Origin of the sequence: Vagococcus sp. (assembly GCF_052102835.1) — a bacterium.
In the GTDB taxonomy this organism is placed as follows: Bacteria; Bacillota; Bacilli; order Lactobacillales; family Vagococcaceae; genus Vagococcus.
Map to the genome: position 1 here is coordinate 178,237 of NZ_JBQEIL010000005.1, position 23,121 is coordinate 201,357.

Below are 23,121 nucleotides of genomic sequence, written 5' to 3' on the forward strand. Positions count from 1 at the left end.
CTGCGTACTGAGTAAGGTCATTATTGTAAGATAATGATAAATTAAGGTGGTAACACGAACAATAGCTTTCGTCCTTTGTTTACTTTTATAGTGTAAAAGTAAACAAAGGAGGGAAGCTTTTTTTGTCGTATTACTCAAAATGTCAGGAGGAACAAAGAAATGAGTATTATTAATTTAAAAGAGGTCTCGCGAATTTTTAACACGAAAAATGCTGAAGTGACAGCTGTCAATAAAGTCAGTCTTTCAATTGAAAAAGGTGAAATTTTTGGTGTGATTGGTTTTTCAGGAGCAGGTAAAAGTACTTTAGTTCGAATGTTAAACCAATTAGAACCGACAACATCAGGAACGGTTGAAATCGGGGGACAAAATGTAAGTAACTTAAAAGGTCGTGAATTACGTGAATTTCGTAAAAAAGTTGGAATGATTTTTCAGCATTTTAATTTATTGTGGTCACGAACAGTACTCGAAAACATTGCTTTGCCATTGGAATTAAGTGGATTAAGTAAGAGTGAACGTTTGAAAAGAGCGCAGGAGTTGACGAAGTTAGTCGGTTTGGAAGGTCGTGAAAATGCCTATCCGAGCGAATTATCAGGTGGGCAAAAACAAAGAGTAGGTATCGCAAGAGCATTAGCAAATGAGCCAGAAATCTTGCTTTGTGATGAAGCCACAAGTGCACTCGATCCACAAACAACAGATGAAGTTTTAGAGTTATTATTAGATATAAATGAAAAATTAAATTTAACAATAGTCTTAATTACTCATGAGATGAATGTCATTCGTAAAATTTGTCATCGAGTAGCCGTGATGGAACAAGGAAAAGTTGTTGAGGAAGGTCCGGTTATATCTGTTTTTAGACAACCTCAAACCGCAATTACACAAAAATTTGTTAAGCAAGATATTGTTTTAGAAGAAGAAGATAGCCAAGAAACATTGCGTTATTTAATTGAGGCATATCCAAAGGGAATGTTGGTTCGCTTGATTTTTGAAGGTGAAAAAGCAACAGAAACGATTATTAGTAAAGTCTTACGTGAGTATGCGATTGATGTGAATATTCTACAAGCAAATATTCGTCAAACTAATCAATTATCTTTTGGGACGATGTTAATTCAATTGACAGGAGAACAAGCATTAGTTAGTGAAAGTTTGGCATTCTTTGAAAAAAATGGTGTGGGTGTGGAGGTAATTAATTATGGATAAGACCTTTTTAGAAACTTATTTTAACTGGGAAGAAATTCAACCAGAAGCTTTTGTTCAAGCAACAAAAGAAACATTGTATATGACTTTTGTTTCGACTATTTTTGTTGCAATCATTGGTTTGATAGTCGGCTTATTACTTTTCCAATTAAGTCGAAAGAAAACACCTCTTAACCGTTTTTTTTATGGGGTTGTTTCAATCATTAGTAATACCTTTCGTTCTATTCCTTTTATTATTTTGATTATCCTCCTTTTTCCAGTAACCAAAGCAGTCATTGGCACTATGTTAGGTCCAACAGCGGCCTTGCCGGCACTTATTCTCTCAGCGGCGCCATTTTTTGCACGATTAGTAGATATCGCTTTTCGTGAAGTCGATCAAGGTGTTATTGAAGCAAGCGAAGCGATGGGAGCGACACAACTTCAAATCATTTATAAAGTCTTAATACCTGAAAGTTTGCCTGCGTTAGTATCAGGAATAACAGTGACTACGATAACGATGATTGGTTTTACGGCAATGGCAGGTGCGATTGGTTCAGGAGGACTAGGAACATTGGCCTATCAAGCGGGCTTTATGGGGAATAAATACACCATTATTATGTTATCAACTGTTTTAATATTAGTTTTAGTTTTCTTAATTCAAGCGCTTGGCGATTTAATCGTTAAACAATTGGATAAACGATAAAAGATAAAAATTAGGAGGAAGAAAAAATGAAGAAAAAATTATTAGCACTTGGTTTATTGGGTTTAGTGACTGTTGGATTAGTAGCTTGTGGCTCGAAAGATAAAGAAGAAGCGGGATCTTTTTCTACAAAAGGTTCTGATCAAACAATCATTGTCGGAGCATCACCAACGCCTCATGCAGAAATTTTAGAAAAAGCTAAACCGTTATTAAAGGAAAAAGGCTATGATTTAGAAGTGAAAGTTTTTAATGACTATGTTATTCCAAACCAAGCCTTATCAGAAAAACAAATTGATGCGAACTATTTCCAACATGTTCCTTATTTTGATAAAGAAGTGAAAGAAAAGGGATATGACTTTGCGAATGCTGGTCCTATTCATATTGAAAGAATGGCTTTTTATTCTAAAAAGATTAAAGATGTTAAAGATTTAAAAGAAGGAGCAACGGTTTTAGTTAGTAACTCTCAATCGGATTGGGGGCGTTTGATTGCTATCTTACAAGAAGCTGATTTAGTTAAAGTTAAAGAAGGAACGGATTTAACCAATGCGACTTTTGATGACATTGAAGAAAATCCTAAAAATCTGAAATTCAAATATGACATTGACCCAGCCATCATGACAACGACCTATCAAAATGATGAAGGTGATTTAATTGCGATTAATGCAAACTTCGCTGAAGGCATTGGCTTAAATCCTGAAAAAGATGGTATTTTGGTTGAAAGTGACAACTCCCCTTACGCTAATATCATCGCAGTTCGTACAGAAGATAAAGATAGTGATAAAACGAAAGCTTTGATTGACGTTTTACACTCAGATGAAATCAAAAACTTTATCAATGATAAATGGAAAGGCAGCGTCTCTGCTGTCAAATGACAAGATAAATAAAAAGTAGCCTCTCAAACTTAGAATGGTTTAAGAGGCTACTTTTTTAAGTGCTAATGGAATCTAAACGAGAAAAGTAAGTAGATTTCTGCTGAAGTAAATTACCGAAGTAGTTTTTTGTTCACTAAAGTTTTCTTTAACATTTGTTAGACAGGCTATTCCTTAAAAAGCATAATAAAAAACCTTGATAATAACAATCATCAAGGTTTTTTGAGTTGGGTTTTAGTTATATGACACCGAGTAACCCAGCAGATAGTGGAACAACGATCACAGTGATGATACCAACAATTACAACTGAGATACTAGCCATCGCTGTTTCAGTTTCACCCATATCCATCGCAATGGCAACACCTAGAGCATGGCCAGAAGCACCTAAGGCTAAACCTTTGGCAATTGGATCTTTAATTCTGAAAAGCTTAAGAGCTGCTTGACCGAGTGCAAAGACAACAACGGCATTGAAAATAACGGCAAAAGCTGTGATGGAAGAAATACCACCAATTGATTCAGCAATAGGAACAGCGATGGCTGTCGTTGCTGCTTGAGGTAATAAAGAAGCAATCATGTTAGGGTGCATTTGGATGAGACGACCAACCGCAACAATACTAGTAACTGAAATTAGGGAACCAATCATAATGGCTGCTGTGATTTCTAACCAATATTTCTTTAAAACATCGCGTTTTTTATATAAAGGAATGGCAAAGGCGATAGTGGCAGGTTCTAAGAAGAAACTGATGACTTTACCTCCTTGGTTATATTCTTCATAACTAATTCCTGTTGCTTTTAAAACGATGACGCCTAAAATCATGGCCACAAAAAGTGGTGTGAATAAAAAGAATTTATTTGTTTTTTTGAAAAGATAAGTTCCAATTCCAAAAACGATAAATGAAATAATAATACCAACGTAGGGTGTCATAATTAACGAACCTCCTTTTTAGCTGAATGTGCACGACGCACTTTCAATAAATAGCTTGCACTCCAACCGATGAGAGCCATAATAACAAAAGTCGCAACAAAAATGATGAATAAAATTTGTAAGCCACTAGTTTTCATAATATCAAGTGAATTGATTAAAGAAATTCCAGAAGGGACGAATAGGAAAGTAATGATTGTTGATAAGTGATTACTAATTCCTTCGACTTCTTCAAGTTTTACAATTTTTGTACAAAGGGCAATAAATAATAAAACAAGACCAATCACTGAAGCTGGCATTGGGATTGGGAGAATAGCTGAAATTCCATTTGATATTAATAAAATGAGCGAAAGAATAAAGGCTTGATGTAAAAATGAGGCAGGTCTCTTTTCCGTAGTTGCTTTCTCTTGTGTATGTTGTTTAGTATTTTCCATTGTATTTCACTCCTGTTCTTTTTGACACTTTTAGTATATAAGAAAGCCCTTTATTTGTAGTCGTTTTTACGTCAATTACCAAAAATAGAACATGATTTACAAAAAACCGCCCCTGAAATACATTGTTTTCAGGGGCGGTTATATTATGCTAGACCAAAGCGTTCTTTTAGTTGTTTCACGTAGGAGCGACTAACGGGGACTTTAAGCCCATTATCAAGGGTAACTTGGAGTGTATTGTTAAACCATGGCTGAATTTCTTGGACCCTTGTCGTATTTAAAATATAACTTCGATGTGTTTTAAAAAATAAATCGGCAGGTAATTTTTTTTCAATGCCACTTAAGGTACCACTGGTTTGATAGACATCCTCTTTGGTGTGAATACTTAATTCTCGATCTTCAACTGAGATGAGATAAATATCTTCTGGATGGACAAGATAAATTCGATCCTCTCCTTGAATCGGGATGGCCTCGATTGGTAGACTTTCTTGTTTTTGGTTGTGACTATTTTCGAGTCTTTCTTTTACGGAAATGGCTTTATCTAACACATTTAGGATTACCTTTTCCTCAAACGGTTTTAAAACATAATCACTCGCGTTGACCTGAAAGGCTTTTAAAGCATATTCATCATAGGCTGTAGCAAAGATGAGATAAGGTGGTTGTTTAAGTTTTAGTAGTTTTTCAGCTAAATCAAAACCACTTTCATTGGTTAAGTGAATATCTAAAAAAAGAATGTCGATTTTTTTATCCATCATGGCATTCATGGCATCCTCTACGGAATCAACTTCGACAATACTGGTGACTTTCGGATGTTTTGATACAAGGTAATGCAATTCCTCGCGGGCTAGAGGTTCATCGTCAACGATTAAAACGTGCATTTAATCATTCCTTTCTTGGCTATTTTTAGACTCATCTGTATGGATAGGGAAAACTAAACGGAAGTTTGTACCCCCAGCTGGCTGATTGGTGACTTTAAATTCACCTTCTGAACCAAATAAATTACTTAAACGTTTGGCTAGATTTTCAAGGGCTGTTCCCGTTCCTTTTTCGGAAGTGACTGGTTTTTTTCCAAGTATTTTTAATTTGTCTTCCGAAATGCCAACTCCATTATCGCTCACTGAAATATGACATTTTTTTTCAAAAGTAAAAATTTCAACTAAAACTTTGTTATCTGTTCTTCGAGTTCCAAAAGCATGTTTGATTGTATTTTCAATTAAAATTTGAACCGCATAGGGAGGGACGAGAACATTTTCAATCTGATCTTCAATTTCAAATTGTACATCAAAACGATTTGGGAAGCGAGCTTGCTCCAAAGAAAGATAAGCATCGACTTGAAGTAATTCTTGTTTTAATGAAATTAAAGTATGTCTAGCGCCTTGAAGATTACCACGAAAATAGGCGCTTAATTGTAAGAGTAATTCACGTGCTTTTTCAGTATCACGTCGCATCAAAGCGGAAATCGTATTGATCGCATTAAAAAAGAAGTGAGGGTTTACTTGTGCTTGGAGTGATTTAATTTCAGCATCTTTTAATAATTTAGATTGCACTTCGGCTTCACCTAAACCAATCTGAGAAGAGAAAATACTTCCTAAACCTTCTGCTAATTGTTCTTCTACATGAGTTAGTTGACTAGCATCAGTGAAGTACATTTTTAAAGTTCCCACAATTCTTTGTTGAACAATTAAAGGGATGACGATGGCCGCTTTTAAAGGACAATCTGGATGTGAACACCCAATCGCTTCCTTATGGTGAACAATGGACATTTGACCTGTACGTAGAACGTTTTTAGACAGTTCAGTAATAACTTCAATGTCCCGGATATGGTGGTCACTACCGGCACCGACATGTGCTAAAATTTGATGAGTGTCTGTAATGCTGATTGCACTTACTTTGGTATAATGTTTAATAATTTTTGCCGCTTCTAAGCTCGAATGTTCATGCAAACCTTCTCTAAAATAAGGCAAGGTTTGCGCCGCTAAATCCAAAACGTCATGGGTTTGAACCGCTTTTGCTTGCTCTTCTTGTTTTAGCGTAATCGTCAAAATGGAAAGGAAAATAAAATTTCCAACACTATTCAAAATAATCATGGGAAAGGCAATCAATTTAACGAGCTCAACACCATGATTTAAACTATTACCAGAGAATAACATGACAAAAAACATTTGGATCAGTTCCATGCAGACACCAACAAGAGCCCCTTGAGTAGGGGTTGGAAACTGACCTCGTTTAGAGAGTCTGTTACCTAGGCTTCCCGATAAAAAGCCAACAATAATCGATGAAGGAATATAAAAGAAACTATTCGCACTTCCTTGAAGCATGCGATGAACACCGGCTAAAATACCAACTCCTACCCCAACGAAAGGCCCGCCAACAATCCCAGAAACCCCAATTGCTAACGTTCTTGTATTGGCAATTGAAGTATCAGAAGCGATATTGGTTAAAATATTACTTGGAATAATTTGATTATTTAAAATTTCAACGCCCGTTAAATTGGCAATGAATGTAAATACGCCAAAAACAACAATTAATTGGAGCTTGGAAGATAATTTATTTCGGCTCAACAAAACTTTTTTAAAATAAGAAACGTTAACAAGTAAAAAGGCTAATAGAATAATGAGCCCCACACGTTCCATCATTAAGATAAATAGTTCTAACACACTCATTCCTCCGATTTTAACTAATTTTCTTTTTTTAATCATTACTTTCCAGTCTAAAACTAAATAAAGAATTTGTATAGGGAAAATTCTTATTTAAATTAATTATTATTAAGGAAAAACAGTAATAACAAGGATAACATCTGAAACTAGTCAATTTTATCAAACATTGTGTTTGAAATACGTTCTCAATTAGGCTAGAATTGGGAGTGTAGTTTATTAATTGATGGAGGGATAAACATGTCCGTTTTAGAGATAAAAGATTTACATGTGTCGATTGAAGACAAAGAAATATTAAAGGGTGTTAACTTAACCATGAAAACTGGTGAAATACATGCCATCATGGGACCTAACGGAACAGGAAAATCAACCTTATCTGCTGCTATTATGGGAAATCCTAATTATGAAGTAACACAAGGCGAAATTTTGTTGGATGGCGAAAACGTTTTAGAGATGGAAGTCGATGAACGTGCTCGTGCGGGGCTATTCTTAGCTGTACAGTATCCAAGTGAAATACCAGGCATTACAAATGCTGAATTTATGCGTGCGGCGATCAACTCAAAACGTCCAGAAAACGACAAAATTTCAGTGATGGACTTTTTAGATAAATTAGATGAGAAAATGGCTCTTTTAGATATGCCTGAAGAAATGGCGGAGCGTTATTTAAACGAAGGCTTTTCTGGTGGTGAAAAAAAACGGAATGAGATTTTACAATTGTTGATGTTAGAACCAACGTTTGCGATTTTAGATGAAATCGATTCAGGCTTAGATATTGACGCATTACAAGTTGTTTCAAAGGGAGTCAACCAAATGCGTGGTGATAATTTCGGTTCGTTAATCATTACACATTATCAACGTTTACTTAATTATATTGTCCCTGATGTGGTTCACATCATGATGGACGGAAAAATTGCTTTAACCGGAAGTGCTGATTTAGCCAAACGCTTAGAAGCAGAAGGCTATAAAGGAATTAGTGATGAATTAGGCATTGAATTTCCAGAGGATGCAGAATAAAGTTTAGGAGAGGACAAGATAGAATGAAACAAGTAGAATTAAATGATTATCTTGACGATATTACCCTATTCTCAGCGAGTCAAGAAGAACCCAAATGGATGTTAGATTTACGGTTAAATGCGCTTAAAGAAGCACATGACTTACCTTTACCGGTTATTGAACGAGTAAAATTTCATCGCTGGCCCTTAATGAATGTTGGGACAATGAACGAAGAATTATTGGGTGATCCAATTTTACCAGCCTTTGACGAATTGGAAGACCAACCGTTACTTATTCAAGGACGGACGACAACACTCTATGAACAAATGCCAACAGAACTTCTTGAACAAGGCGTCATTTTTACAGATATCTTTACTGCGCTACAAGAACACGGTGAGTTGGTTAAAGAGTATTTCATGACAAAAGCTGTTCAGCCAGTGGAAGATAAATTAACTGCTTTTCATACCGCAATGTTAAACGGTGGAGTTTTCCTTTATGTACCTAAAAATGTAGTGGTTAAAGAAGCATTTGAAGCTCTTTTTTATCATAATGTGGAAGACAATAGTGCTTTTGTAAAACATGTTTTAATTGTTGCTGAAGAAAACAGTGCCTTTACTTATGTCGAAAAAACACAATCAGACGGGGCATCTAAAGAAAAGCGTTCGGCTAATATTGTGGTTGAAGTGATTGCTAAACCAGGTGCGAAAGTTAAATATGTTGCGATTGACCGCTTAGGTGAACACGTGAGTACGTATATCAATCGCCGTGGCTACGTGATGCGTGATGCCAGTATTGATTGGGCATTAGGTGTGATGAACGATGGCGATGTTGTCGCTGATTTTGATTCGGATTTAGTGGGAGAAGGTTCACATGCGGAGACCAAAATAGTAGCGATTAGTTCTGGTCGTCAACGACAAGGAATAGACACTCGTGTAACGAATAAGGCCCCTCATTCGGTAGGACATATTTTACAACATGGTGTGATACGTGATAAAGGAACCTTGACCTTTAATGGAATTGGTCATATTTTAAAAGGAGCTAAAGGTGCGGACGCGCAACAAGAAAGTCGAGTATTAATGCTTTCTGACCAAGCACGAGGCGATGCTAACCCGATTCTTTTGATTGATGAGTTTGAAGTAACCGCGGGACATGCTGCGAGTGCAGGTCGATTAGACCCTGATGAATTGTACTATTTGATGAGTCGAGGATTACCTCAAAAAGAAGCGGAACGTTTAGTAACACGTGGTTTCTTAGGTTCTGTGATTACAGCTATTCCAGTCAAGCAGATACAAAAAGAATTTGTGGACGTGATTGATAGAAAGTTGGCAGATTAAAATGGATGCTTTGAAATTAAGAGAAGATTTCCCAATTCTATTTCAAACAGTCAATGATGAGCCTCTTGTTTATTTAGACAATGCGGCAACGACACAGAAACCAAAACAAGTGTTAGACGTTTTAAAACATTATTATGAACTGGATAATGCAAATGTTCATCGTGGCGTTCATACGCTCGCAGAACGTGCGACAGCTGATTATGAAGCGGCTCGTGAGAAGGTTCGTCATTTTATCAATGCTAAAGAAAACGCTGAAGTCTTATTTACACGTGGTACGACAACTGGTTTAAATTGGGTCGCTCGTGGCTTAGGTGAAAAGATTGTTAAAAAAGGCGATCGAATTGTGATTTCTCAAATGGAACATCATTCAAACATCGTTCCTTGGCAAGAACTTGCGCATAAAGTCGGTGCTGAGCTAGTGTATATTGATTTAACGGTTGAAGGTGAATTGGACTTAGTGGATGCTAAGAAAAAGATCACAAGTCATACAAAGATTGTCTCAATTGCACATGCCTCAAATGTGATGGGTGTGATTAATCCCATTGAACAGTTAAGCGCGTTAGCTCATGAAGTGGGTGCTGTGATGGTCGTTGATGGTGCGCAGTCAGCACCACATATGGCGCTTGATGTCCAAGCGCTTGATGCTGATTTCTATGCCTTTAGTGGTCATAAAATGTGTGGACCAACTGGAATTGGGGTTTTATACGGCAAACGTCAATGGTTAGAGGTCATGGATCCTGTCGAGTTTGGTGGCGAGATGATTGATTTTGTTTATCATGACCATAGTACTTGGGCTGAATTACCGTATAAATTCGAAGCGGGCACACCTAATATTGCTGGTGGGATTGCTTTAGGTGCTGCGATTGATTATTTAGAAGCAATCGGGATGGATGAAATCCATGCGTATGAACAAGCGCTTGTTGAGTATGTTTTGCCGAAGTTACTTGCAATTGATGGCGTAACGGTTTACGGTCCTAGTGATCCTGAGAAACATACAGGAGTGATTGCTTTTAACATTGATGGCTTACACCCTCATGATTTAGCAACAGCACTTGATATGGAAGGTGTTGCTGTTCGGGCCGGACATCATTGTGCGCAACCTTTATTAAAGTATTTGGCTGTGCAATCCACTGCGCGAGCAAGTTTCTATTTTTATAATACAAAAGAAGATGCAGATCGTTTAATCGAAGCGATCCATGCAACAAAGGAGTTTTTCGGTCATGGCTTTATCTAGATTAGACAATCTTTATCGTCAAGTCATTTTAGATCATACCGCTCATCCTCATAATAAAGGAACGCTAGACGGGGCGACGAGTCAAATCGAGTTGAACAACCCAACCTGTGGTGATGTGATTCAACTTCATTTACAAATTAAAGATAATATTATCGAAGAAGTTCGCTTTGATGGTCATGGCTGTTCAATTAGCATGGCCAGTGCCAGTATGATGACAGAAGCGATTAAAGGTAAAACAGAAAAAGAAGCAATCGAAGTCATTGCAGCATTTCTTGAATTAGTTCAAGGAGAAGACGTTCCTAATAAAAGAATATTAGGCGATGCACAGATGCTTTCAGGAGTAGCGAAGTTTCCGGCACGGATTAAATGTGCGACGTTAGCTTGGAAAGCACTTGAAAGAGGAATTCTCGAAGAACATCAAAAAGATCAAACAAGTAAATAACTTGTGACTGAAGATTAAAGGAGTGTAACAGATGAGTGATGTACCAGAATTAGAAGAATATAAATTTGGCTTTCATGATGATGTGAAACCTGTCTTCAGTACAGGACATGGTTTAACAGAAGATATCGTACGTGAAATCTCAGCTCGTAAAGAAGAACCGGAATGGATGCTTGATTTCCGTTTGAAGTCATTTGAGATGTTTAATAAAATGCCGATGCAAGAGTGGGGTCCAGATTTATCCGATTTGGATTTTGATAAAATTAAGTATTTCCAACAAGCCAGCGATAAGCCAGCACGTGACTGGGATGATGTTCCTGATAAAATCAAAGAAACATTTGAGCGGATTGGGATTCCAGAAGCGGAACGTAAATATTTAGCAGGAGCTTCCGCACAGTATGAATCAGAAGTTGTTTATCATAACATGAAAGATGAGTTCAAAAAATTAGGGATTATTTTTACTGATACCGACACAGCGTTGAAAGAATATCCTGATATTTTCAAACAATACTTTTCAAAACTTGTCCCGCCAACGGATAACAAATTAGCGGCATTAAACTCGGCTGTTTGGTCAGGTGGAACGTTTATCTATGTACCAAAAGGAGTTAGAGTCGATGTTCCTCTACAAACGTATTTCCGGATCAATGCTGAAAACACCGGACAATTTGAACGAACATTGATTATCGTTGATGAAGGAGCAAGCGTTCACTATGTTGAAGGCTGTACGGCACCGACCTATTCTAGTAATAGTTTGCATGCCGCAATCGTTGAGATTTTCACCTTAAAAGATGCTTATACACGCTATACGACCATCCAAAACTGGTCAGACAATGTGTATAATTTAGTAACGAAACGTGCTAAAGCTGAGGCAGGAGCTACGGTTGAATGGATCGATGGTAACTTAGGTGCTAAGGCAACGATGAAATACCCAAGCGTTTTCCTAGAAGGTGAAGGTGCACGTGGTACGATGCTATCCGTCGCATTTGCAGGGGAAAATCAAGTTCAAGATACTGGTGCTAAAATGATTCATAATGCACCAAACACCTCAAGTTCGATCGTCTCTAAATCAATAGCCAAAGATGGTGGGGAAGTAAACTATCGAGGTCAAGTGACCTTTGCTAAAAACAGTGCCGGTTCAATGTCGCACATTGAGTGTGACACGATCATTATGGATGAAAAATCTAAAAGTGATACGATTCCATTTAACGAGATACACAATAGCCATGTTGCACTTGAGCATGAAGCTAAAGTATCGAAAATTTCAGAAGAACAATTATACTACTTGATGAGTCGTGGTCTAACAGAAGAACAAGCGACTGAGATGATTGTCATGGGCTTTGTGGAACCTTTTACGAAGGAATTACCAATGGAGTACGCTGTCGAACTTAATCGATTAATAAGTTATGAGATGGAAGGGTCTGTTGGGTAAGAGCTTGTAGAGTCTTAGGAATGTTGTTAAATCAATGTTTCTAAGACTCTTTTTTGCCAGTTTTAGAAAATGTTGGCACGGATGTTGGCACTCCAGAAGAAAAAGCATTTAGTTGCTGAGTAGTCCCTTGTTTTTGATTGTCTGATAAATGGGTATAAATATCCATCGTTGTCTTTAAGTTTTTATGTCTTAATCGATATTGGGCATTTTTTGGATCCACACCTAATTCAAATAATAGAGTTGCCTGGCTATGTCTAAAACCATGCGGTGTAATTCGATGCAAGCCACGTTTTTTTAGAGCATCTTCATTCCGGTCGAAGAAATTCTTTAACCAGTCGTTCGGTGCTGAACGATGGTAATGTTTTCCAGTTTTAGGACTGACAAATAGATATTTATTATTATGGATATAAGTTAAGTTTCCGTAATTGTCATAGGTATTACGATGGTTAATCAGTTCAATAATATAGTGATAGGTGTCGTCATCTAAATAAACCAAACCGTTTGATGTTTCAGTTTTCGGTGTGTCTGCAACCAGGTCTTTACCGTTCGCATCTTCAGTTAATGTTTTAGTCACCTTAATGGCTTTTTCATTTCTAAGAAGGTCGCTCTCAAACAATGCAAGAGCCTCACCACGACGTAAACCAGTGAAAGCAAGTAATCTAAAGTAAACAAACTTTTGGAACTCCTCAACCTCTTTATACGCTTCTAAGAAGGTCATTAGTTGTTCAGGTGTGTAGAAATTTTCGGAAGAGTCGAGTCTCCTTTTTTTGTAACGTAAATCTGTTTTACTTACCAAAACATATTGCATTGGGTTTGACGTAATATATTGCTTAGTAATTCCGAAGTCAAAGATTGTTTTGATTTGATTTTTAATTTTACGGTGATCTTTTCTACGTTTTCTTATAGCATCATAGGCATTTTGACAATCGTTTATATCGATTTCATTGATATACATTTCTCCAATTACAGGAATAGCATATCTATCCATTTCATCTTTAAACTTTTTGTACGTTCCAGGTTTAATACCACTGTCTTTAAAATAAATTAAGTACTCGTTAAGTAGTTCTTTAAACTTAATTTTTTTATGCATGGTGATTTTTTCACCATCTTGAATTACTTTTAACTTTCGCTGAAAATCTAATTTGGCCTTAGCCTTCGAATCAAAACCTTTTCCTCTAAGTCGAATTTGTTTTCCAGTCTTCGTGTCTAATCCGTAGTACTCATAATACTCCCATCTAATTTTCCCAGTCTTTGTTTCGTATTTTTCATATTTAACCATGATATTATCTCCTTTCTATGCTAAAATAGGTACAGAAAAGAAGCCTATTTTATTAGGTGAATTTTTTATGTTAAGCACTCAGTTCTCTTGGTCGGGGATAGAGTGCTTATTTTTTTTATTTCATAGATATATTTGATTTAGTCGTTGCCTTATCATTAGTAAATGAGATGTTAAAGTTAGCTCCAATGTCACCATTAACATTTTTTGACCATGAAAGCATTTCAATCGTATCACCACCGACATTTGAAATAGAGATACTGTCCGGTTCGCCAAATTCCCTAATTGCTTGTTCTTTTGTAAATGATCCATCTGTTTTTACATTATTAACTTGCTCTAATGTCACTTTTTCTCTTTTTTCTGTTTTTAGTCCAGTAATATTTTTAGAAACAGCACTATCATTAGAAAATGAAACAGATAACGCGCTAACCATTCCGGCACCCTTAAGTCCGGTCCAAGTCGCTAACTCAGCTTTATGTCCTTCAATGTTTGTTTCTGAAGTTGAAGAAGGTTCACCAAATTTTGATTTTATATCCGCCATGGAGGTTCCACCATTGCCATTGTCCATGATGTCTCCAATTTGTATATTATTAAAATCAGCTAGTAAATCATTACTACTTTCATTATTTTCTTCTTTACTAACTTCTTTTGGGTTGCTTGAAGTAGCATCTGTTTGTGCTGTAGATATAGAATTAGTTTGGTTAGTTTCTTTCTTATCCCCATCACCAAGTTGAGAACCGATAGCACCGACAACGATAACAACGATTAACCAGAACCACCATTTTTTATAAAAAGGTTTCTTTTCCCTCATTACATATTTTTTACCATCTTTTCCTGTGATATGCTTCTTTGCCATAATATTTCTCCTCCAATATGTTATAATATTTTCGATAACGTATATTATTTTACCAGAGGTCCTTATCAGTGCTGTAACACTGGTGAGGCTTTTTTTATTTATAAATATTCTAACATTTCTTCATTAACACCAAATTCCATTAATTGTTTATAATTTGTGGCCATATAGCCATGTTCTTCAATAAACATCATCTTAACTAATTCAACAGCAAATTCATTTGCTTCATGTTCCATTTTACTTTTTGTGTTTTTACTAATTGAATAATAACTAGAAATATCCTGATGGTTAATGGCATGAAAGAGTTCATGCGCACAGACGATATATTTTTGATTACTATCTAGTAGCGACTCATCAAGAAGTATAACTGCTTCTTTTAATATCTTTGAACAATGACCAAGTGGCTTGCGATTGAAAGAAGCATAATGAATATCAATGTTCAATATTTCAGCAATCACAAATGGATTATAGGTTTTAGCTATACCGTAAAGTGAGTGGATAGCCATTTCAACATTTTTTCTCAAGTGACATCACAGACCTTTTTTCTTTTGTAATTTTTCCCAGAATATTCCAGTTAAAACATCTTTAACTCTTTGTTTTTCTTCCTCGGTTAATTCTTCACCACCATATGCCATGTTAACATTCGAATCTAACATATCCATTAAATCTAAAACATCTTCCTGTGTTGCCCATTCAGGAGCCTTAGGCGTAGTTTGGGTTTCAGTACGTCCAAGCAAGTAATCGACGGATACGTCGAAATAGTTGGCAATTTCTCCCAACCTTTCTGCAGAAGGATTTGTATTCTTTAGTCTATAAAGCACATTTTTACCATAACCTAATTCTTCTTCTACTATATTTAGTGATTTACCTTGCTTTTTAGCTAACTTTTTTATTCTCTCAAACGTAGTCATATCAATGTTCCTTTCGTTCAAGAAAAATATTTAACAAATAGTGTTAAAAACAGGTTGACGAATTTAACATCTAGTGTTAATATAATTCTTGTAAACAAGTTTCACAACTAAATAGACAATAAAAAACCAGACTGATTAATAAACGCTATCCGCCAAGAGAGTGATTAAATCAATGTTTTTATGTCTTATTTAATTATGATTTTATTTTAACACTCTATGTTAAAATAGTCAACATAGTTTAACGAATAGTTGTGAAATTTGTTTATGATTTAGGGTTTACAAAAACGGACTTCATTTCGTTAACACTAGTGAAGGTGAAAAAGTAAGGAGGCGATCCAATGACAGAAATTGCAGAAATCACATTTGAAGATAGAGAAAAAATTAAGAAGTATGTTGAAACATCACCAGTTTTAACATATGCAATGCTCGCTGAACGTTTCAAAATTAGCAAGAGCCAATTTTCAAACATAATTAATGGTAAAGATACATCAGTAAAAGCTACTGAAATTATTGATGCAATATTAAGAATGTATGGATTATAAAAGGAGGTTTAAAAATGGAGCAAGAACAAATTATAAATGGAGATTTGTATTCAAAATTAGTTATCAAAAGTGAAAATGGTGAAAAAATAGCAGAAATCACTTTGACAGAAGCGATTTCTGCAGAAGGGTATCAAATTATTTTAACGCCTAAATATGATTAACCCTTTGGTGGATGTGGATCATTACCATAACTATCTTTCGCCCTGATTTGACCATTTACACCGTGAATTACAACTTCAGATTTTTGATTGATTGCTATTTTTCGAGCTCTTTGTTGTGCTTCCCGTTGGGTATTATGAATACTTGTTGCTTTAGAGTTTCCAGCACCTTTCACATTCCAAGTTCCATCAGTGTTGCGAGTAACATGTTGATTTGCCATTCTATTTTCACCTCACTTTCTATAGTGAGTATATCAAATAAAGAGAGAAAGTTAGTAAGTTGAGAAGAAAAAATATCAAGTTTGGTTAGTAAAACAATTGGATTTTTCAACTGCTTATATGTCTGGCAGTATTAAAAATTAGGAGGTTTAATCATGCAAATTATTAGTGATCAATTTACAGAACTGTTGATGGAGAATATAACTTCTCAAGTTGATAAATCTATACGACTTGTAGAAAAACAGTATGCAGTTCGTTCGCGCTATCTTAATAAGCAAAATGCTTGTGTCTATGCGGATATATCGGCACCGACTTTAGACAAATGGGTGGCTGAGGGCTTACCGATTGCAAAAATTAATAAGTGCTTTCGGATTGATACGAAAGACATCGATAAGTTTATTGAAGAGCACACTATGTAGGAGGGAAAGTATGAATTTGTATCAAGTTGAAAAAATAGCGCATTGGTTGTTTTTATTACTAATTGGTTTCGCTGGTGCTAAGACGTATTACTTTTTTAGTAATGTTGAAACATGGATGTTTAACAGTTTAGTTTTAGCAGCATACATTGTCTTTAGCTTGTCGATGAGATTTGCGATTAGGAAAGAAGGGAAGTGAGAACTTTTGAAATTACTTTATAAAAGTACAGATGCGAATGGTGAAGTGAGGAAGAGTGAGTCCAGAGGAACGAATTTTAAAAGCAACATCTAGTCTTCCAAGAAACGTAGCTATAAAAGTATTGATGGATGTAAATCAACGTATAAGTGATTGGCGTGCTTCGGGAGGCTCTGATGGAGATGTGTATATAGATCAACAAATCAGGTATGCAGAAAATGTAGCAATTGCTTATGAACAAAAAAAGACTGATTCGCCGGCAAGCTAAATCAGTCAAAGTAAAATATTAAACTCAAGGAGAGTGTATCAAATATGACACAAGAAAACAAATTAGAGATGATTGATTATTTAACAAAGGAGTTAGTTGCAGAGGCAGAGAAACAAGGATTTTCACTTGTTTTGGCAGTCAATCTTGAAGAAGATGTCATAATGACAGGTTCAATGGGTAATCCTGTGGAACTGTTTGAATGTATTTCAACCTTAGAAGAGGAGTTCGAAGACAGAACAGGGATGGACTTTGATAATTTTAAAAAAACAATAAACGATGAGTGTGATTGTTCTGGGTGCAAAGCTAGACGAGGTGAAGATAATTCGGGAGATATTCCTGATGGAACATTTGCAAGTTTTTTAACAGCATTATTAAGAATGAGTGAAGAAGGTGTATTGGATGACTGAAAAAAATATTGAAAATAAAATAAAAAAATATCTTGATTCAATAGGAGCTTACTACTTAAAAGTTCATGGATCTATGTATCAACCAGCTGGGACACCTGACATTTTAGCTTGTGTGAATGGCCGATTTATTGGCATTGAAGTTAAAAGAGAAAAAGGTGGAGTTGTGAGCGAACTGCAAAAAAGTAAGATAAGACAGATTAAGAATACAGGAGGGATTGCTTTTGTTGCAAGAAGTGTGGAAGAAGTTTCCACAATGCTCAAACATGAAAATGTTATATGAGTTTCAAAAAGAAGTAATGGATATTGCAGATAGTAATTACTTATTTGCACTTGATACTGGTACTGGTAAAACTATCACATCCATTCATCAATACCTCAAGTGGTCTAATGGAGAACCACTATTAATAGTCGCTCCACCTCAAAAGATAAAAGAAGGTGGATGGATTAGAGATTTACAAGCCGTATGTGATTTTTATGGAATAAGCATTGAGTTTGAACAACTTAGTTTTGGAAAACTTGCTAGTGATTACTCAAAATATAAAGGTTGGTTCACGATATTTGACGAAGCTCATTATATTAAAAATCCAACTAGCCAACGTGGGAAAGCTGCTTTAAAACTAACAAAACAATCAACTCATTTTCAATTGTTGACGGCAACACCGGCAAGTAACGGGTGGGAAGATACTTACAACTACTTTATTATGTTTGGTTACTTCAAGAGTAAAAAACAAATGAATGATCAACATGCCGAATGGGGAACGATGTTTCTCGGCCAAAGACGTATTCCAAAAATTGAAGGGTGGAAACATGAAGAGATTCTTCAACAAAAATATGATTCTTTTACAATTTCAATTAGTAAAGATGATGTATTAGACTTGCCACCATTAATTTTTAAAGACATCAAATTTAAGGCGACAAAGGACTATGTAGATTTAGCCAAACATCGAGTATTAAATGATGTTGATTACGATACACCATCAAAACTAGCTCATGGGTTAAGAAAGTATGCTAATCAAAAAGACAAGCTTGATTACGTTCAAATGATGTGTGAAGCAGTATCAAACAATATCATCATCTTTTATTACTACCAGGATGAAATTGATGCCATGAAGAAAGTTATCAAGAACAAAAAAATATTTGAAGTGAATGGTCAAAATTCATCTTTACCAAAAAAAGAAACTTGGAAAGATTTAAAGAATAGTGTGACCTTTGTCCAGTACATGGCAGGTAGTGCAGGCATTGAATTGCAATATGGAAACATCGTTATTTTTTACACACCAACGTATAGCTTTCCAGGACTACAGTCAAGCTTTAGGTAGGGCTTATAGGAATGGCCAAGATAAGAAAGTGACTGTTTACAGGTTCAATACTCAAAATACGATTGAACAAAGTATTTATGAAGCGTTAGAACGTAAAGAAGATTTTTCAGAAGAATTATATATGAAAACTAAATTGTAAGGAGGAAGTTATAAATGAGTTTTGAAATTATTGAAATAAAAAATCACAAAAGAGAATTTGGGAGATTTGATATTGATCATACAGCTGATGTTGAAATTTCAGGCACTTTTGAAAAAAATAAAGATTTGATAGCGGAAGTCAGTGCGAAAGTTGGATATCATCCAGCAGGTTATGGATTGTATCATTTTGGATTAGAAAAGATTGGCGAAAATGAATATCATCTTGAATGGCAAACAGACGCAAGTTGTGATTAAGGAGGGAACTAAATGTTCGGACTAGAAAAAGCAGATAAAAATGTAACAGAAAAACGTGATGTTTATGTCGGTGGTTCAGATGTACCAGTCATTTTAGGATTATCAAAATATAAAACACAGTTTGAGTTGGCCAAAGAAAAAGCTGGCATTGTTAAACCAGAATTTATTAGCAATCCTTACATAAAATTTGGTAATCAGATGGAGCCAACTATTAGAGAATATATTAATACAATGAACAGTCTTAAATTTCATGAAGATACTTTTATTGATGAAGAAAATAGTATTCGTTCAAACGTTGATGGTATCGATGATGAAAATAAAATTATTCTTGAAATTAAAACACATGGAGCATCACCAACTGAAAAAGTGTATGAAGCTCAAATGCAGTTGTATATGCATCAAACGGGTTGTGATTATGGTTGGTTAGCTATGTATCACAGACCGAATGATTTTGATTTAGAGTTTGATTCTTCATTACTAAAAATTAAAGAAGTGGATAAGGATCCTGAACAAGTTGAAAAAATTCTTGATGCTATTGAAACATTTTGGATTCGTGTCATGTATTTAAAAGAGAATCCTAAAATGACAGAAACAGAGTATTATACCATCGGAAATGATGTTGATAAAATTGTTGCTCGAGTTGAACGATTTGAAGTTCAGATTGTTTCGTTCAAAGAACAAGCGAAAATAATTGAAGCTCAACAAAAACAATTTAAAGAAGAGTTGTACAAAAAAATGGAAGAGAATGACATTAAAAAAATTGATACAGGAAAGATTGTCATTACTCGAGTTCTTCCAACTATAAGAAAGTCAGTTGATAGTACCAGGTTAAAGAAAGAACAACCTGATACATACAATGAGTATCTTAAAGAGTCAAATATAAAAGGATCTATCAGAATTACAGAATCTAAAATTAAAGGAGAGAATTAAAAATGATTAGACCATTAAAAACAACAACAAAATATTATGCAACAACTGAAAAGGAAGCTAAGGACAAAGTTGATGAAATTAAAGAAAAATCAACTGGTTTAGTAACTAGCACTAAAATTGATCAAAAGACACATAAAGATGCTGGTGATTATTTTGAACTAACTGTTGTTCAAACATTTACCAGTAGTAAAGACATTATTGAAAGTGGGGTGTAATTGAATGAGTATTTTACCACCAAACAAACCGCAAACACCAAAAGACACACCACGTAACTTTTTTATCTGGGGACCAACTATGGGTGGGAAGTCGTTCTTGGCTTCTCAATTCCCAAATGTATTAGTCTTTAATACTGACGGAAACGCAGAAGCTAATACAGTTCCATCTGTTCAATTGAGAAACATCAAAGACAAAAATGGAAAAATTAAAAGAAGTGTAGTAGAGCAACTTGATAAATTCATTACTGCTTTACAAACAGAAAAACATACTTATGAAACAGTCGTACTGGATGTAATTGATGATATTGTCGTGATGATTGAACAGACAATCTGTGACAAAGAAGGTGTTGAAACATTAGGGGATGTTCCTTATGGGAAAGGTTATGCAGCATTTACCAACGTATTTCAATCGCTGGTTATTGAATTAAAGTCTTTACCAATGAATGTGATTTATATTTCTCGTAATGCATCAAAAATGGAAGGTCAGACAGAAATTGACATCCCTTCTTTAAAAGAGAAACACCAAAATATTGTTAATGGTAACTGTGACCTATCTATCCAATGTAAAAAAGTAGGTAAAAATTATATTCGAGTTGTTAAGGCACGTCGTAAAGATTATATGCGTGATCAAGTAGATGATAAAAATATTCTTAAATTGTTAGATACAATCACTGGTGTATTTGGTAAATCAGCCAAAACGACTAAAAAACAACAAGAAGCCATCGTTAAAGAAATTGAAAAACGAGAAGATGTTGTAGCAGCTTCAGAAGAAACTCCCATTGATAAAAGCGAACCAAAAGAAACAAAAACTGACAAAAATTCAGAGCCAACTGAAACTTCTGAACAAAAAGAAAAACCTAAGTCAGAAAGAAAAGAGACAGCTCCAGTTAATCAAGAGGCATCAACAGTCAAACCAAATACTGCTGGGACTGGAAAGCGAATTAAACCACAGATTTAACTTTAAGAAGAAAAAGAAAACACTAAAACAACTAATGAAAGAGGTAATGTAAAAATGGGATTAAGAGATTTAATGAATGAGACACTAGCGGACTTCAATCCAAAAACAGACAATCCAAATGCTGGAGGTTTTGAAAATCTTCCTGATGGTGATTATGACGTAGTACTTAATAAAGTGGAACACAAAGTTTTTAATAGTGGTTGGGAGTGCTTATCTTTTCAAAATGAAGTAACAATAGGTGAAGCAGCTGGAAGAAAGGAATTTGTAAACATGTCTTTTGCTGATAGTACACCAGAATTTGTGTTAAAGAAAAATATTAAATTAGTAGCTAAGTTAGCATCAGTTACTGGAGTACAATTATCTGATGATGATTGGGAAGATGAAATTACTTTAGTCGAAGCATTCCAAGCTGCAGTAGGTGGTCAATATATTCTTAAAGTGACATCTAGTCCAAATAAAAAGAAACCAGAAGAACCATATCGTAACTTTGATTTTGAGGAATACGATGATGAAGATGAGGCACCAAATTCACTTGGCGATTTAATCGAAATTTCAGACGAAGATATTCCGTTTTAGGATGTGATGAATGATGATGGCCATTTATTGGTTGTACCAACGTGACGATCATTTTATGGTCGCACTGAAAATAAACAATGAAATAAATTATTATACAGATGTCGAGAGCCTAAACAAGGCTCTTGAGTCTGTTCAATGGTTAATATCGTTTGGTGATATTAAAAAACTGTCTTTAGTTTCATCTAAAGGTAAGAGCAAGTATTTGAATCAATTTTTATACATGGATTTATCCCAGGAGTTGGGAAACAAAACAATTGAAGAAATAGGTTTTATTAACCAGTTTGATATGAATGTCAAAACAATTAAAGATTATTGCAAAGTAAGAGTTGAGATTTGTGAGTTCATTTTTAATAAAAGGGAAGATTACTTTGAGAATAAACTAGAGATTATAAAGCAATTTAAGCTTAAACCAAGCTTAATAAGTCGAACTAGGGCAAATATATCAGCCGAAGTTTTAGGAGCCGTAAAACAGCCGAATAGAGCTAATTACTTAATGTATGAGATTAGTGATAAGGTTCCAAAAAATGAGCTACCTGAAAGGTTAATTGATTTCTATGAAAAAATCATAGAACAATACAAAAATACTTTAGATAATAATTTAATCAAGAATCGATTTAAAATGACAGTTGCTGGATTAACACATACCTATGGTTTTGGTGGGGTTCATGCAGCTAAAGAAAAATATGATAAAGAGGGATTGTTTTTACATATCGATGCAAAGTCGTTCTTTACGTCAATTATGGTGAACAACAATTTTATAAGTTCAGCCATTAAAGAAAAACATCGAGTAAAAGAGTTACATGATAAAAAGGTAATTGAAAATAAAGAAGCATATAAAGTAGTGATTAATGCGATTGTTGGTTCAATGAACAATCCGTATTCAAAATTATATGATCCTAGACAGTATTTTTCGGTAACAGTTAATAGTATTTTGGGTTTTACAATTCAAGAAGGTATTGATGAACAGATGATAACTAAAGCAGTTTACGAAGAGTATTGTAAATATTGTGATGAAGCTGGTTCAAAACCTTTCTCCCAAACAAAATTTACGCAGCGGTTGAAATCGATGGGATATGAGAAAGTCCAAAAAAAAATGATGGGCAGAAGATTATTTGTTTATAATTTAGTCGAAAAATAGCGGTACATACTTTTGACAAAGGTACACACTTAGTACATACTTTTTTTACGAAAGTGTGTACCGGTCAAACCGTTGGTACATATAGTTTTATATAGTATAGTACATACTTTACATACTTTTTTCTTTTATTTATAAAAAAAATAAAGAATATATTAATAATAATATATA

The 23,121-nt window shown here is 35.0% G+C and carries 30 protein-coding genes, 1 pseudogene and 1 other annotated feature (1 of these 32 only partly in view); of the genes and pseudogenes, 22 read left to right on the forward strand and 9 right to left on the reverse strand.

Annotated features, from left to right (window positions below):
• Positions 1-79 (forward strand) — a binding site (T-box leader); it begins 177 nt to the left of the window's first position.
• An 80-nt stretch (positions 80-159) separates the two neighbouring features.
• From ACTJFD_RS06860 to ACTJFD_RS06870, 3 genes are read left to right on the forward strand one after another with little or no spacing between them, the layout of a single operon-like run.
• On the forward strand, positions 160-1,197 hold the full coding sequence (locus tag ACTJFD_RS06860) for a methionine ABC transporter ATP-binding protein (RefSeq protein ID WP_442260597.1): 1,038 nt from the start codon (positions 160-162) through the stop codon (positions 1,195-1,197).
• Positions 1,190-1,876 (forward strand): methionine ABC transporter permease, encoded by a 687-nt coding sequence (locus ACTJFD_RS06865; protein ID WP_442260598.1) that lies wholly within the window; start codon positions 1,190-1,192, stop codon positions 1,874-1,876. The genes ACTJFD_RS06860 and ACTJFD_RS06865 overlap by 8 nt, the downstream gene beginning before the upstream one ends.
• A gap of 26 nt (positions 1,877-1,902) precedes the next feature.
• Positions 1,903-2,745, forward strand: a complete 843-nt coding sequence (locus tag ACTJFD_RS06870; RefSeq protein ID WP_442260599.1) for a MetQ/NlpA family ABC transporter substrate-binding protein — start codon at positions 1,903-1,905, stop codon at positions 2,743-2,745.
• Positions 2,746-2,980: 235 nt separating this feature from the next.
• Here the strand turns inward: ACTJFD_RS06870 and lrgB are convergent, their stop codons facing one another.
• From lrgB to ACTJFD_RS06890, 4 genes are all read right to left on the reverse strand, one after another.
• The gene (gene lrgB, locus ACTJFD_RS06875; protein ID WP_442260600.1) at positions 2,981-3,667 is read right to left on the reverse strand and encodes an antiholin-like protein LrgB; all 687 of its coding nucleotides are present in this window, start codon (positions 3,665-3,667) and stop codon (positions 2,981-2,983) included.
• 2 nt (positions 3,668-3,669) lie between these two features.
• A complete protein-coding gene (lrgA, locus tag ACTJFD_RS06880; protein WP_442260601.1) occupies positions 3,670-4,098 on the reverse strand; it encodes an antiholin-like murein hydrolase modulator LrgA in 429 nt (142 codons plus the stop codon).
• A gap of 143 nt (positions 4,099-4,241) precedes the next feature.
• Positions 4,242-4,973, reverse strand: coding sequence for a LytR/AlgR family response regulator transcription factor (locus ACTJFD_RS06885; RefSeq protein WP_442260602.1), 732 nt, complete (start codon positions 4,971-4,973; stop codon positions 4,242-4,244).
• The gene (locus tag ACTJFD_RS06890; RefSeq protein ID WP_442260603.1) at positions 4,974-6,752 is read right to left on the reverse strand and encodes a LytS/YhcK type 5TM receptor domain-containing protein; all 1,779 of its coding nucleotides are present in this window, start codon (positions 6,750-6,752) and stop codon (positions 4,974-4,976) included.
• Positions 6,753-6,989: 237 nt separating this feature from the next.
• On the opposite strand from ACTJFD_RS06890, the gene sufC reads away from it, so the two are divergent.
• Genes sufC through sufB form a run of 5 tightly spaced genes read left to right on the forward strand, consistent with a single transcriptional unit; the run spans position 6,990 to position 12,178 of the window.
• Positions 6,990-7,763, forward strand: coding sequence for a Fe-S cluster assembly ATPase SufC (sufC, locus tag ACTJFD_RS06895; RefSeq protein ID WP_442260604.1), 774 nt, complete (start codon positions 6,990-6,992; stop codon positions 7,761-7,763).
• 23 nt (positions 7,764-7,786) lie between these two features.
• The gene (gene sufD / locus ACTJFD_RS06900) at positions 7,787-9,076 is read left to right on the forward strand and encodes a Fe-S cluster assembly protein SufD (RefSeq protein WP_442260605.1); all 1,290 of its coding nucleotides are present in this window, start codon (positions 7,787-7,789) and stop codon (positions 9,074-9,076) included.
• Position 9,077: 1 nt separating this feature from the next.
• Positions 9,078-10,310, forward strand: coding sequence for a cysteine desulfurase (locus ACTJFD_RS06905; RefSeq protein WP_442260635.1), 1,233 nt, complete (start codon positions 9,078-9,080; stop codon positions 10,308-10,310).
• The gene (gene sufU / locus ACTJFD_RS06910; protein ID WP_442260606.1) at positions 10,297-10,752 is read left to right on the forward strand and encodes a Fe-S cluster assembly sulfur transfer protein SufU; all 456 of its coding nucleotides are present in this window, start codon (positions 10,297-10,299) and stop codon (positions 10,750-10,752) included. The genes ACTJFD_RS06905 and sufU overlap by 14 nt, the downstream gene beginning before the upstream one ends.
• 31 nt (positions 10,753-10,783) lie before the next feature.
• Positions 10,784-12,178, forward strand: coding sequence for a Fe-S cluster assembly protein SufB (gene sufB, locus ACTJFD_RS06915; RefSeq protein ID WP_442260607.1), 1,395 nt, complete (start codon positions 10,784-10,786; stop codon positions 12,176-12,178).
• A 40-nt stretch (positions 12,179-12,218) separates the two neighbouring features.
• Here the strand turns inward: sufB and ACTJFD_RS06920 are convergent, their stop codons facing one another.
• The 4 genes from ACTJFD_RS06920 to ACTJFD_RS06935 all read right to left on the reverse strand — a co-directional run bounded on the left by ACTJFD_RS06920 (position 12,219) and on the right by ACTJFD_RS06935 (position 15,218).
• The gene (locus ACTJFD_RS06920; RefSeq protein WP_442260608.1) at positions 12,219-13,457 is read right to left on the reverse strand and encodes a tyrosine-type recombinase/integrase; all 1,239 of its coding nucleotides are present in this window, start codon (positions 13,455-13,457) and stop codon (positions 12,219-12,221) included.
• 115 nt (positions 13,458-13,572) lie between these two features.
• Positions 13,573-14,310, reverse strand: coding sequence for a DUF3862 domain-containing protein (locus tag ACTJFD_RS06925; protein WP_442260609.1), 738 nt, complete (start codon positions 14,308-14,310; stop codon positions 13,573-13,575).
• A gap of 98 nt (positions 14,311-14,408) precedes the next feature.
• Positions 14,409-14,831, reverse strand: coding sequence for an ImmA/IrrE family metallo-endopeptidase (locus ACTJFD_RS06930; protein WP_442260610.1), 423 nt, complete (start codon positions 14,829-14,831; stop codon positions 14,409-14,411).
• A 6-nt stretch (positions 14,832-14,837) separates the two neighbouring features.
• Positions 14,838-15,218 (reverse strand): helix-turn-helix domain-containing protein, encoded by a 381-nt coding sequence (locus ACTJFD_RS06935; protein ID WP_442260611.1) that lies wholly within the window; start codon positions 15,216-15,218, stop codon positions 14,838-14,840.
• A gap of 338 nt (positions 15,219-15,556) precedes the next feature.
• Here ACTJFD_RS06935 and ACTJFD_RS06940 point away from each other — a divergent pair, with 338 nt between their 5' ends.
• Complete coding sequence (locus ACTJFD_RS06940) at positions 15,557-15,760, forward strand: helix-turn-helix domain-containing protein (protein WP_442260612.1); 204 nt, start codon at positions 15,557-15,559, stop codon at positions 15,758-15,760.
• Positions 15,761-15,774: 14 nt separating this feature from the next.
• A complete protein-coding gene (locus ACTJFD_RS06945; RefSeq protein ID WP_442260613.1) occupies positions 15,775-15,921 on the forward strand; it encodes a hypothetical protein in 147 nt (48 codons plus the stop codon).
• Here the strand turns inward: ACTJFD_RS06945 and ACTJFD_RS06950 are convergent.
• A complete protein-coding gene (locus tag ACTJFD_RS06950) occupies positions 15,918-16,139 on the reverse strand; it encodes a DUF2188 domain-containing protein (protein WP_442260614.1) in 222 nt (73 codons plus the stop codon). The genes ACTJFD_RS06945 and ACTJFD_RS06950 overlap by 4 nt on opposite strands.
• A gap of 153 nt (positions 16,140-16,292) precedes the next feature.
• Between ACTJFD_RS06950 and ACTJFD_RS06955 the strand changes: the two genes are divergently transcribed.
• From ACTJFD_RS06955 to ACTJFD_RS07010, 12 genes and pseudogenes are all read left to right on the forward strand, one after another.
• Complete coding sequence (locus tag ACTJFD_RS06955) at positions 16,293-16,556, forward strand: helix-turn-helix domain-containing protein (RefSeq protein ID WP_442260615.1); 264 nt, start codon at positions 16,293-16,295, stop codon at positions 16,554-16,556.
• A gap of 10 nt (positions 16,557-16,566) precedes the next feature.
• Positions 16,567-16,752, forward strand: coding sequence for a hypothetical protein (locus tag ACTJFD_RS06960; protein WP_442260616.1), 186 nt, complete (start codon positions 16,567-16,569; stop codon positions 16,750-16,752).
• A 55-nt stretch (positions 16,753-16,807) separates the two neighbouring features.
• Complete coding sequence (locus tag ACTJFD_RS06965; RefSeq protein WP_442260617.1) at positions 16,808-17,017, forward strand: DUF6877 family protein; 210 nt, start codon at positions 16,808-16,810, stop codon at positions 17,015-17,017.
• 44 nt (positions 17,018-17,061) lie between these two features.
• Positions 17,062-17,424, forward strand: a complete 363-nt coding sequence (locus ACTJFD_RS06970; protein ID WP_442260618.1) for a hypothetical protein — start codon at positions 17,062-17,064, stop codon at positions 17,422-17,424.
• Positions 17,417-17,704: a VRR-NUC domain-containing protein gene (locus ACTJFD_RS06975; protein WP_442260619.1), complete on the forward strand. Its 288-nt coding sequence runs from the start codon at positions 17,417-17,419 to the stop codon at positions 17,702-17,704. Before ACTJFD_RS06970 ends, ACTJFD_RS06975 begins: the two co-directional genes overlap by 8 nt.
• Positions 17,694-18,882, forward strand: a pseudogene (locus ACTJFD_RS06980) (SNF2-related protein). Before ACTJFD_RS06975 ends, ACTJFD_RS06980 begins: the two are co-directional and overlap by 11 nt.
• A 14-nt stretch (positions 18,883-18,896) precedes the next feature.
• Entirely contained in the window at positions 18,897-19,136 is a 240-nt protein-coding gene (locus tag ACTJFD_RS06985; protein WP_442260620.1) for a hypothetical protein, read from the forward strand.
• Between the two features lie 12 nt (positions 19,137-19,148).
• A complete protein-coding gene (locus ACTJFD_RS06990) occupies positions 19,149-20,066 on the forward strand; it encodes a YqaJ viral recombinase family protein (protein ID WP_442260621.1) in 918 nt (305 codons plus the stop codon).
• Between the two features lie 2 nt (positions 20,067-20,068).
• Positions 20,069-20,281 carry a hypothetical protein gene (locus ACTJFD_RS06995; protein ID WP_311980442.1) on the forward strand — a complete coding sequence of 71 codons (213 nt, stop codon included), beginning with the start codon at positions 20,069-20,071 and terminating at the stop codon, positions 20,279-20,281.
• A 4-nt stretch (positions 20,282-20,285) separates the two neighbouring features.
• The gene (locus ACTJFD_RS07000) at positions 20,286-21,239 is read left to right on the forward strand and encodes an AAA family ATPase (RefSeq protein ID WP_442260622.1); all 954 of its coding nucleotides are present in this window, start codon (positions 20,286-20,288) and stop codon (positions 21,237-21,239) included.
• Positions 21,240-21,293: 54 nt separating this feature from the next.
• Positions 21,294-21,815: a DUF669 domain-containing protein gene (locus ACTJFD_RS07005; protein WP_442260623.1), complete on the forward strand. Its 522-nt coding sequence runs from the start codon at positions 21,294-21,296 to the stop codon at positions 21,813-21,815.
• Between the two features lie 10 nt (positions 21,816-21,825).
• Positions 21,826-22,953 (forward strand): primase-like DNA-binding domain-containing protein, encoded by a 1,128-nt coding sequence (locus ACTJFD_RS07010; protein ID WP_442260624.1) that lies wholly within the window; start codon positions 21,826-21,828, stop codon positions 22,951-22,953.
• Positions 22,954-23,121: the final 168 nt, after the last annotated feature.

Coding starts and splice junctions, on each gene's coding strand:
- ACTJFD_RS06970 (WP_442260618.1), top strand. CDS start 17,062: ATGACACAAGAAAACAAATTAGAGATGATTGATTATTTAACAAAGGAG.
- ACTJFD_RS07000 (WP_442260622.1), top strand. CDS start 20,286: ATGAGTATTTTACCACCAAACAAACCGCAAACACCAAAAGACACACCA.
- ACTJFD_RS06955 (WP_442260615.1), top strand. CDS start 16,293: ATGCAAATTATTAGTGATCAATTTACAGAACTGTTGATGGAGAATATA.
- ACTJFD_RS07005 (WP_442260623.1), top strand. CDS start 21,294: ATGGGATTAAGAGATTTAATGAATGAGACACTAGCGGACTTCAATCCA.
- ACTJFD_RS07010 (WP_442260624.1), top strand. CDS start 21,826: ATGATGATGGCCATTTATTGGTTGTACCAACGTGACGATCATTTTATG.
- ACTJFD_RS06960 (WP_442260616.1), top strand. CDS start 16,567: ATGAATTTGTATCAAGTTGAAAAAATAGCGCATTGGTTGTTTTTATTA.
- sufU (WP_442260606.1), top strand. CDS start 10,297: ATGGCTTTATCTAGATTAGACAATCTTTATCGTCAAGTCATTTTAGAT.
- lrgB (WP_442260600.1), bottom strand. CDS start 3,667: ATGACACCCTACGTTGGTATTATTATTTCATTTATCGTTTTTGGAATT.
- sufB (WP_442260607.1), top strand. CDS start 10,784: ATGAGTGATGTACCAGAATTAGAAGAATATAAATTTGGCTTTCATGAT.
- ACTJFD_RS06995 (WP_311980442.1), top strand. CDS start 20,069: ATGATTAGACCATTAAAAACAACAACAAAATATTATGCAACAACTGAA.
- ACTJFD_RS06905 (WP_442260635.1), top strand. CDS start 9,078: ATGGATGCTTTGAAATTAAGAGAAGATTTCCCAATTCTATTTCAAACA.
- sufC (WP_442260604.1), top strand. CDS start 6,990: ATGTCCGTTTTAGAGATAAAAGATTTACATGTGTCGATTGAAGACAAA.
- ACTJFD_RS06885 (WP_442260602.1), bottom strand. CDS start 4,973: ATGCACGTTTTAATCGTTGACGATGAACCTCTAGCCCGCGAGGAATTG.
- ACTJFD_RS06935 (WP_442260611.1), bottom strand. CDS start 15,218: ATGACTACGTTTGAGAGAATAAAAAAGTTAGCTAAAAAGCAAGGTAAA.
- ACTJFD_RS06870 (WP_442260599.1), top strand. CDS start 1,903: ATGAAGAAAAAATTATTAGCACTTGGTTTATTGGGTTTAGTGACTGTT.
- ACTJFD_RS06920 (WP_442260608.1), bottom strand. CDS start 13,457: ATGGTTAAATATGAAAAATACGAAACAAAGACTGGGAAAATTAGATGG.
- ACTJFD_RS06975 (WP_442260619.1), top strand. CDS start 17,417: ATGACTGAAAAAAATATTGAAAATAAAATAAAAAAATATCTTGATTCA.
- ACTJFD_RS06860 (WP_442260597.1), top strand. CDS start 160: ATGAGTATTATTAATTTAAAAGAGGTCTCGCGAATTTTTAACACGAAA.
- ACTJFD_RS06990 (WP_442260621.1), top strand. CDS start 19,149: ATGTTCGGACTAGAAAAAGCAGATAAAAATGTAACAGAAAAACGTGAT.
- lrgA (WP_442260601.1), bottom strand. CDS start 4,098: ATGGAAAATACTAAACAACATACACAAGAGAAAGCAACTACGGAAAAG.
- ACTJFD_RS06925 (WP_442260609.1), bottom strand. CDS start 14,310: ATGGCAAAGAAGCATATCACAGGAAAAGATGGTAAAAAATATGTAATG.
- ACTJFD_RS06985 (WP_442260620.1), top strand. CDS start 18,897: ATGAGTTTTGAAATTATTGAAATAAAAAATCACAAAAGAGAATTTGGG.
- ACTJFD_RS06945 (WP_442260613.1), top strand. CDS start 15,775: ATGGAGCAAGAACAAATTATAAATGGAGATTTGTATTCAAAATTAGTT.
- sufD (WP_442260605.1), top strand. CDS start 7,787: ATGAAACAAGTAGAATTAAATGATTATCTTGACGATATTACCCTATTC.
- ACTJFD_RS06940 (WP_442260612.1), top strand. CDS start 15,557: ATGACAGAAATTGCAGAAATCACATTTGAAGATAGAGAAAAAATTAAG.
- ACTJFD_RS06865 (WP_442260598.1), top strand. CDS start 1,190: ATGGATAAGACCTTTTTAGAAACTTATTTTAACTGGGAAGAAATTCAA.
- ACTJFD_RS06950 (WP_442260614.1), bottom strand. CDS start 16,139: ATGGCAAATCAACATGTTACTCGCAACACTGATGGAACTTGGAATGTG.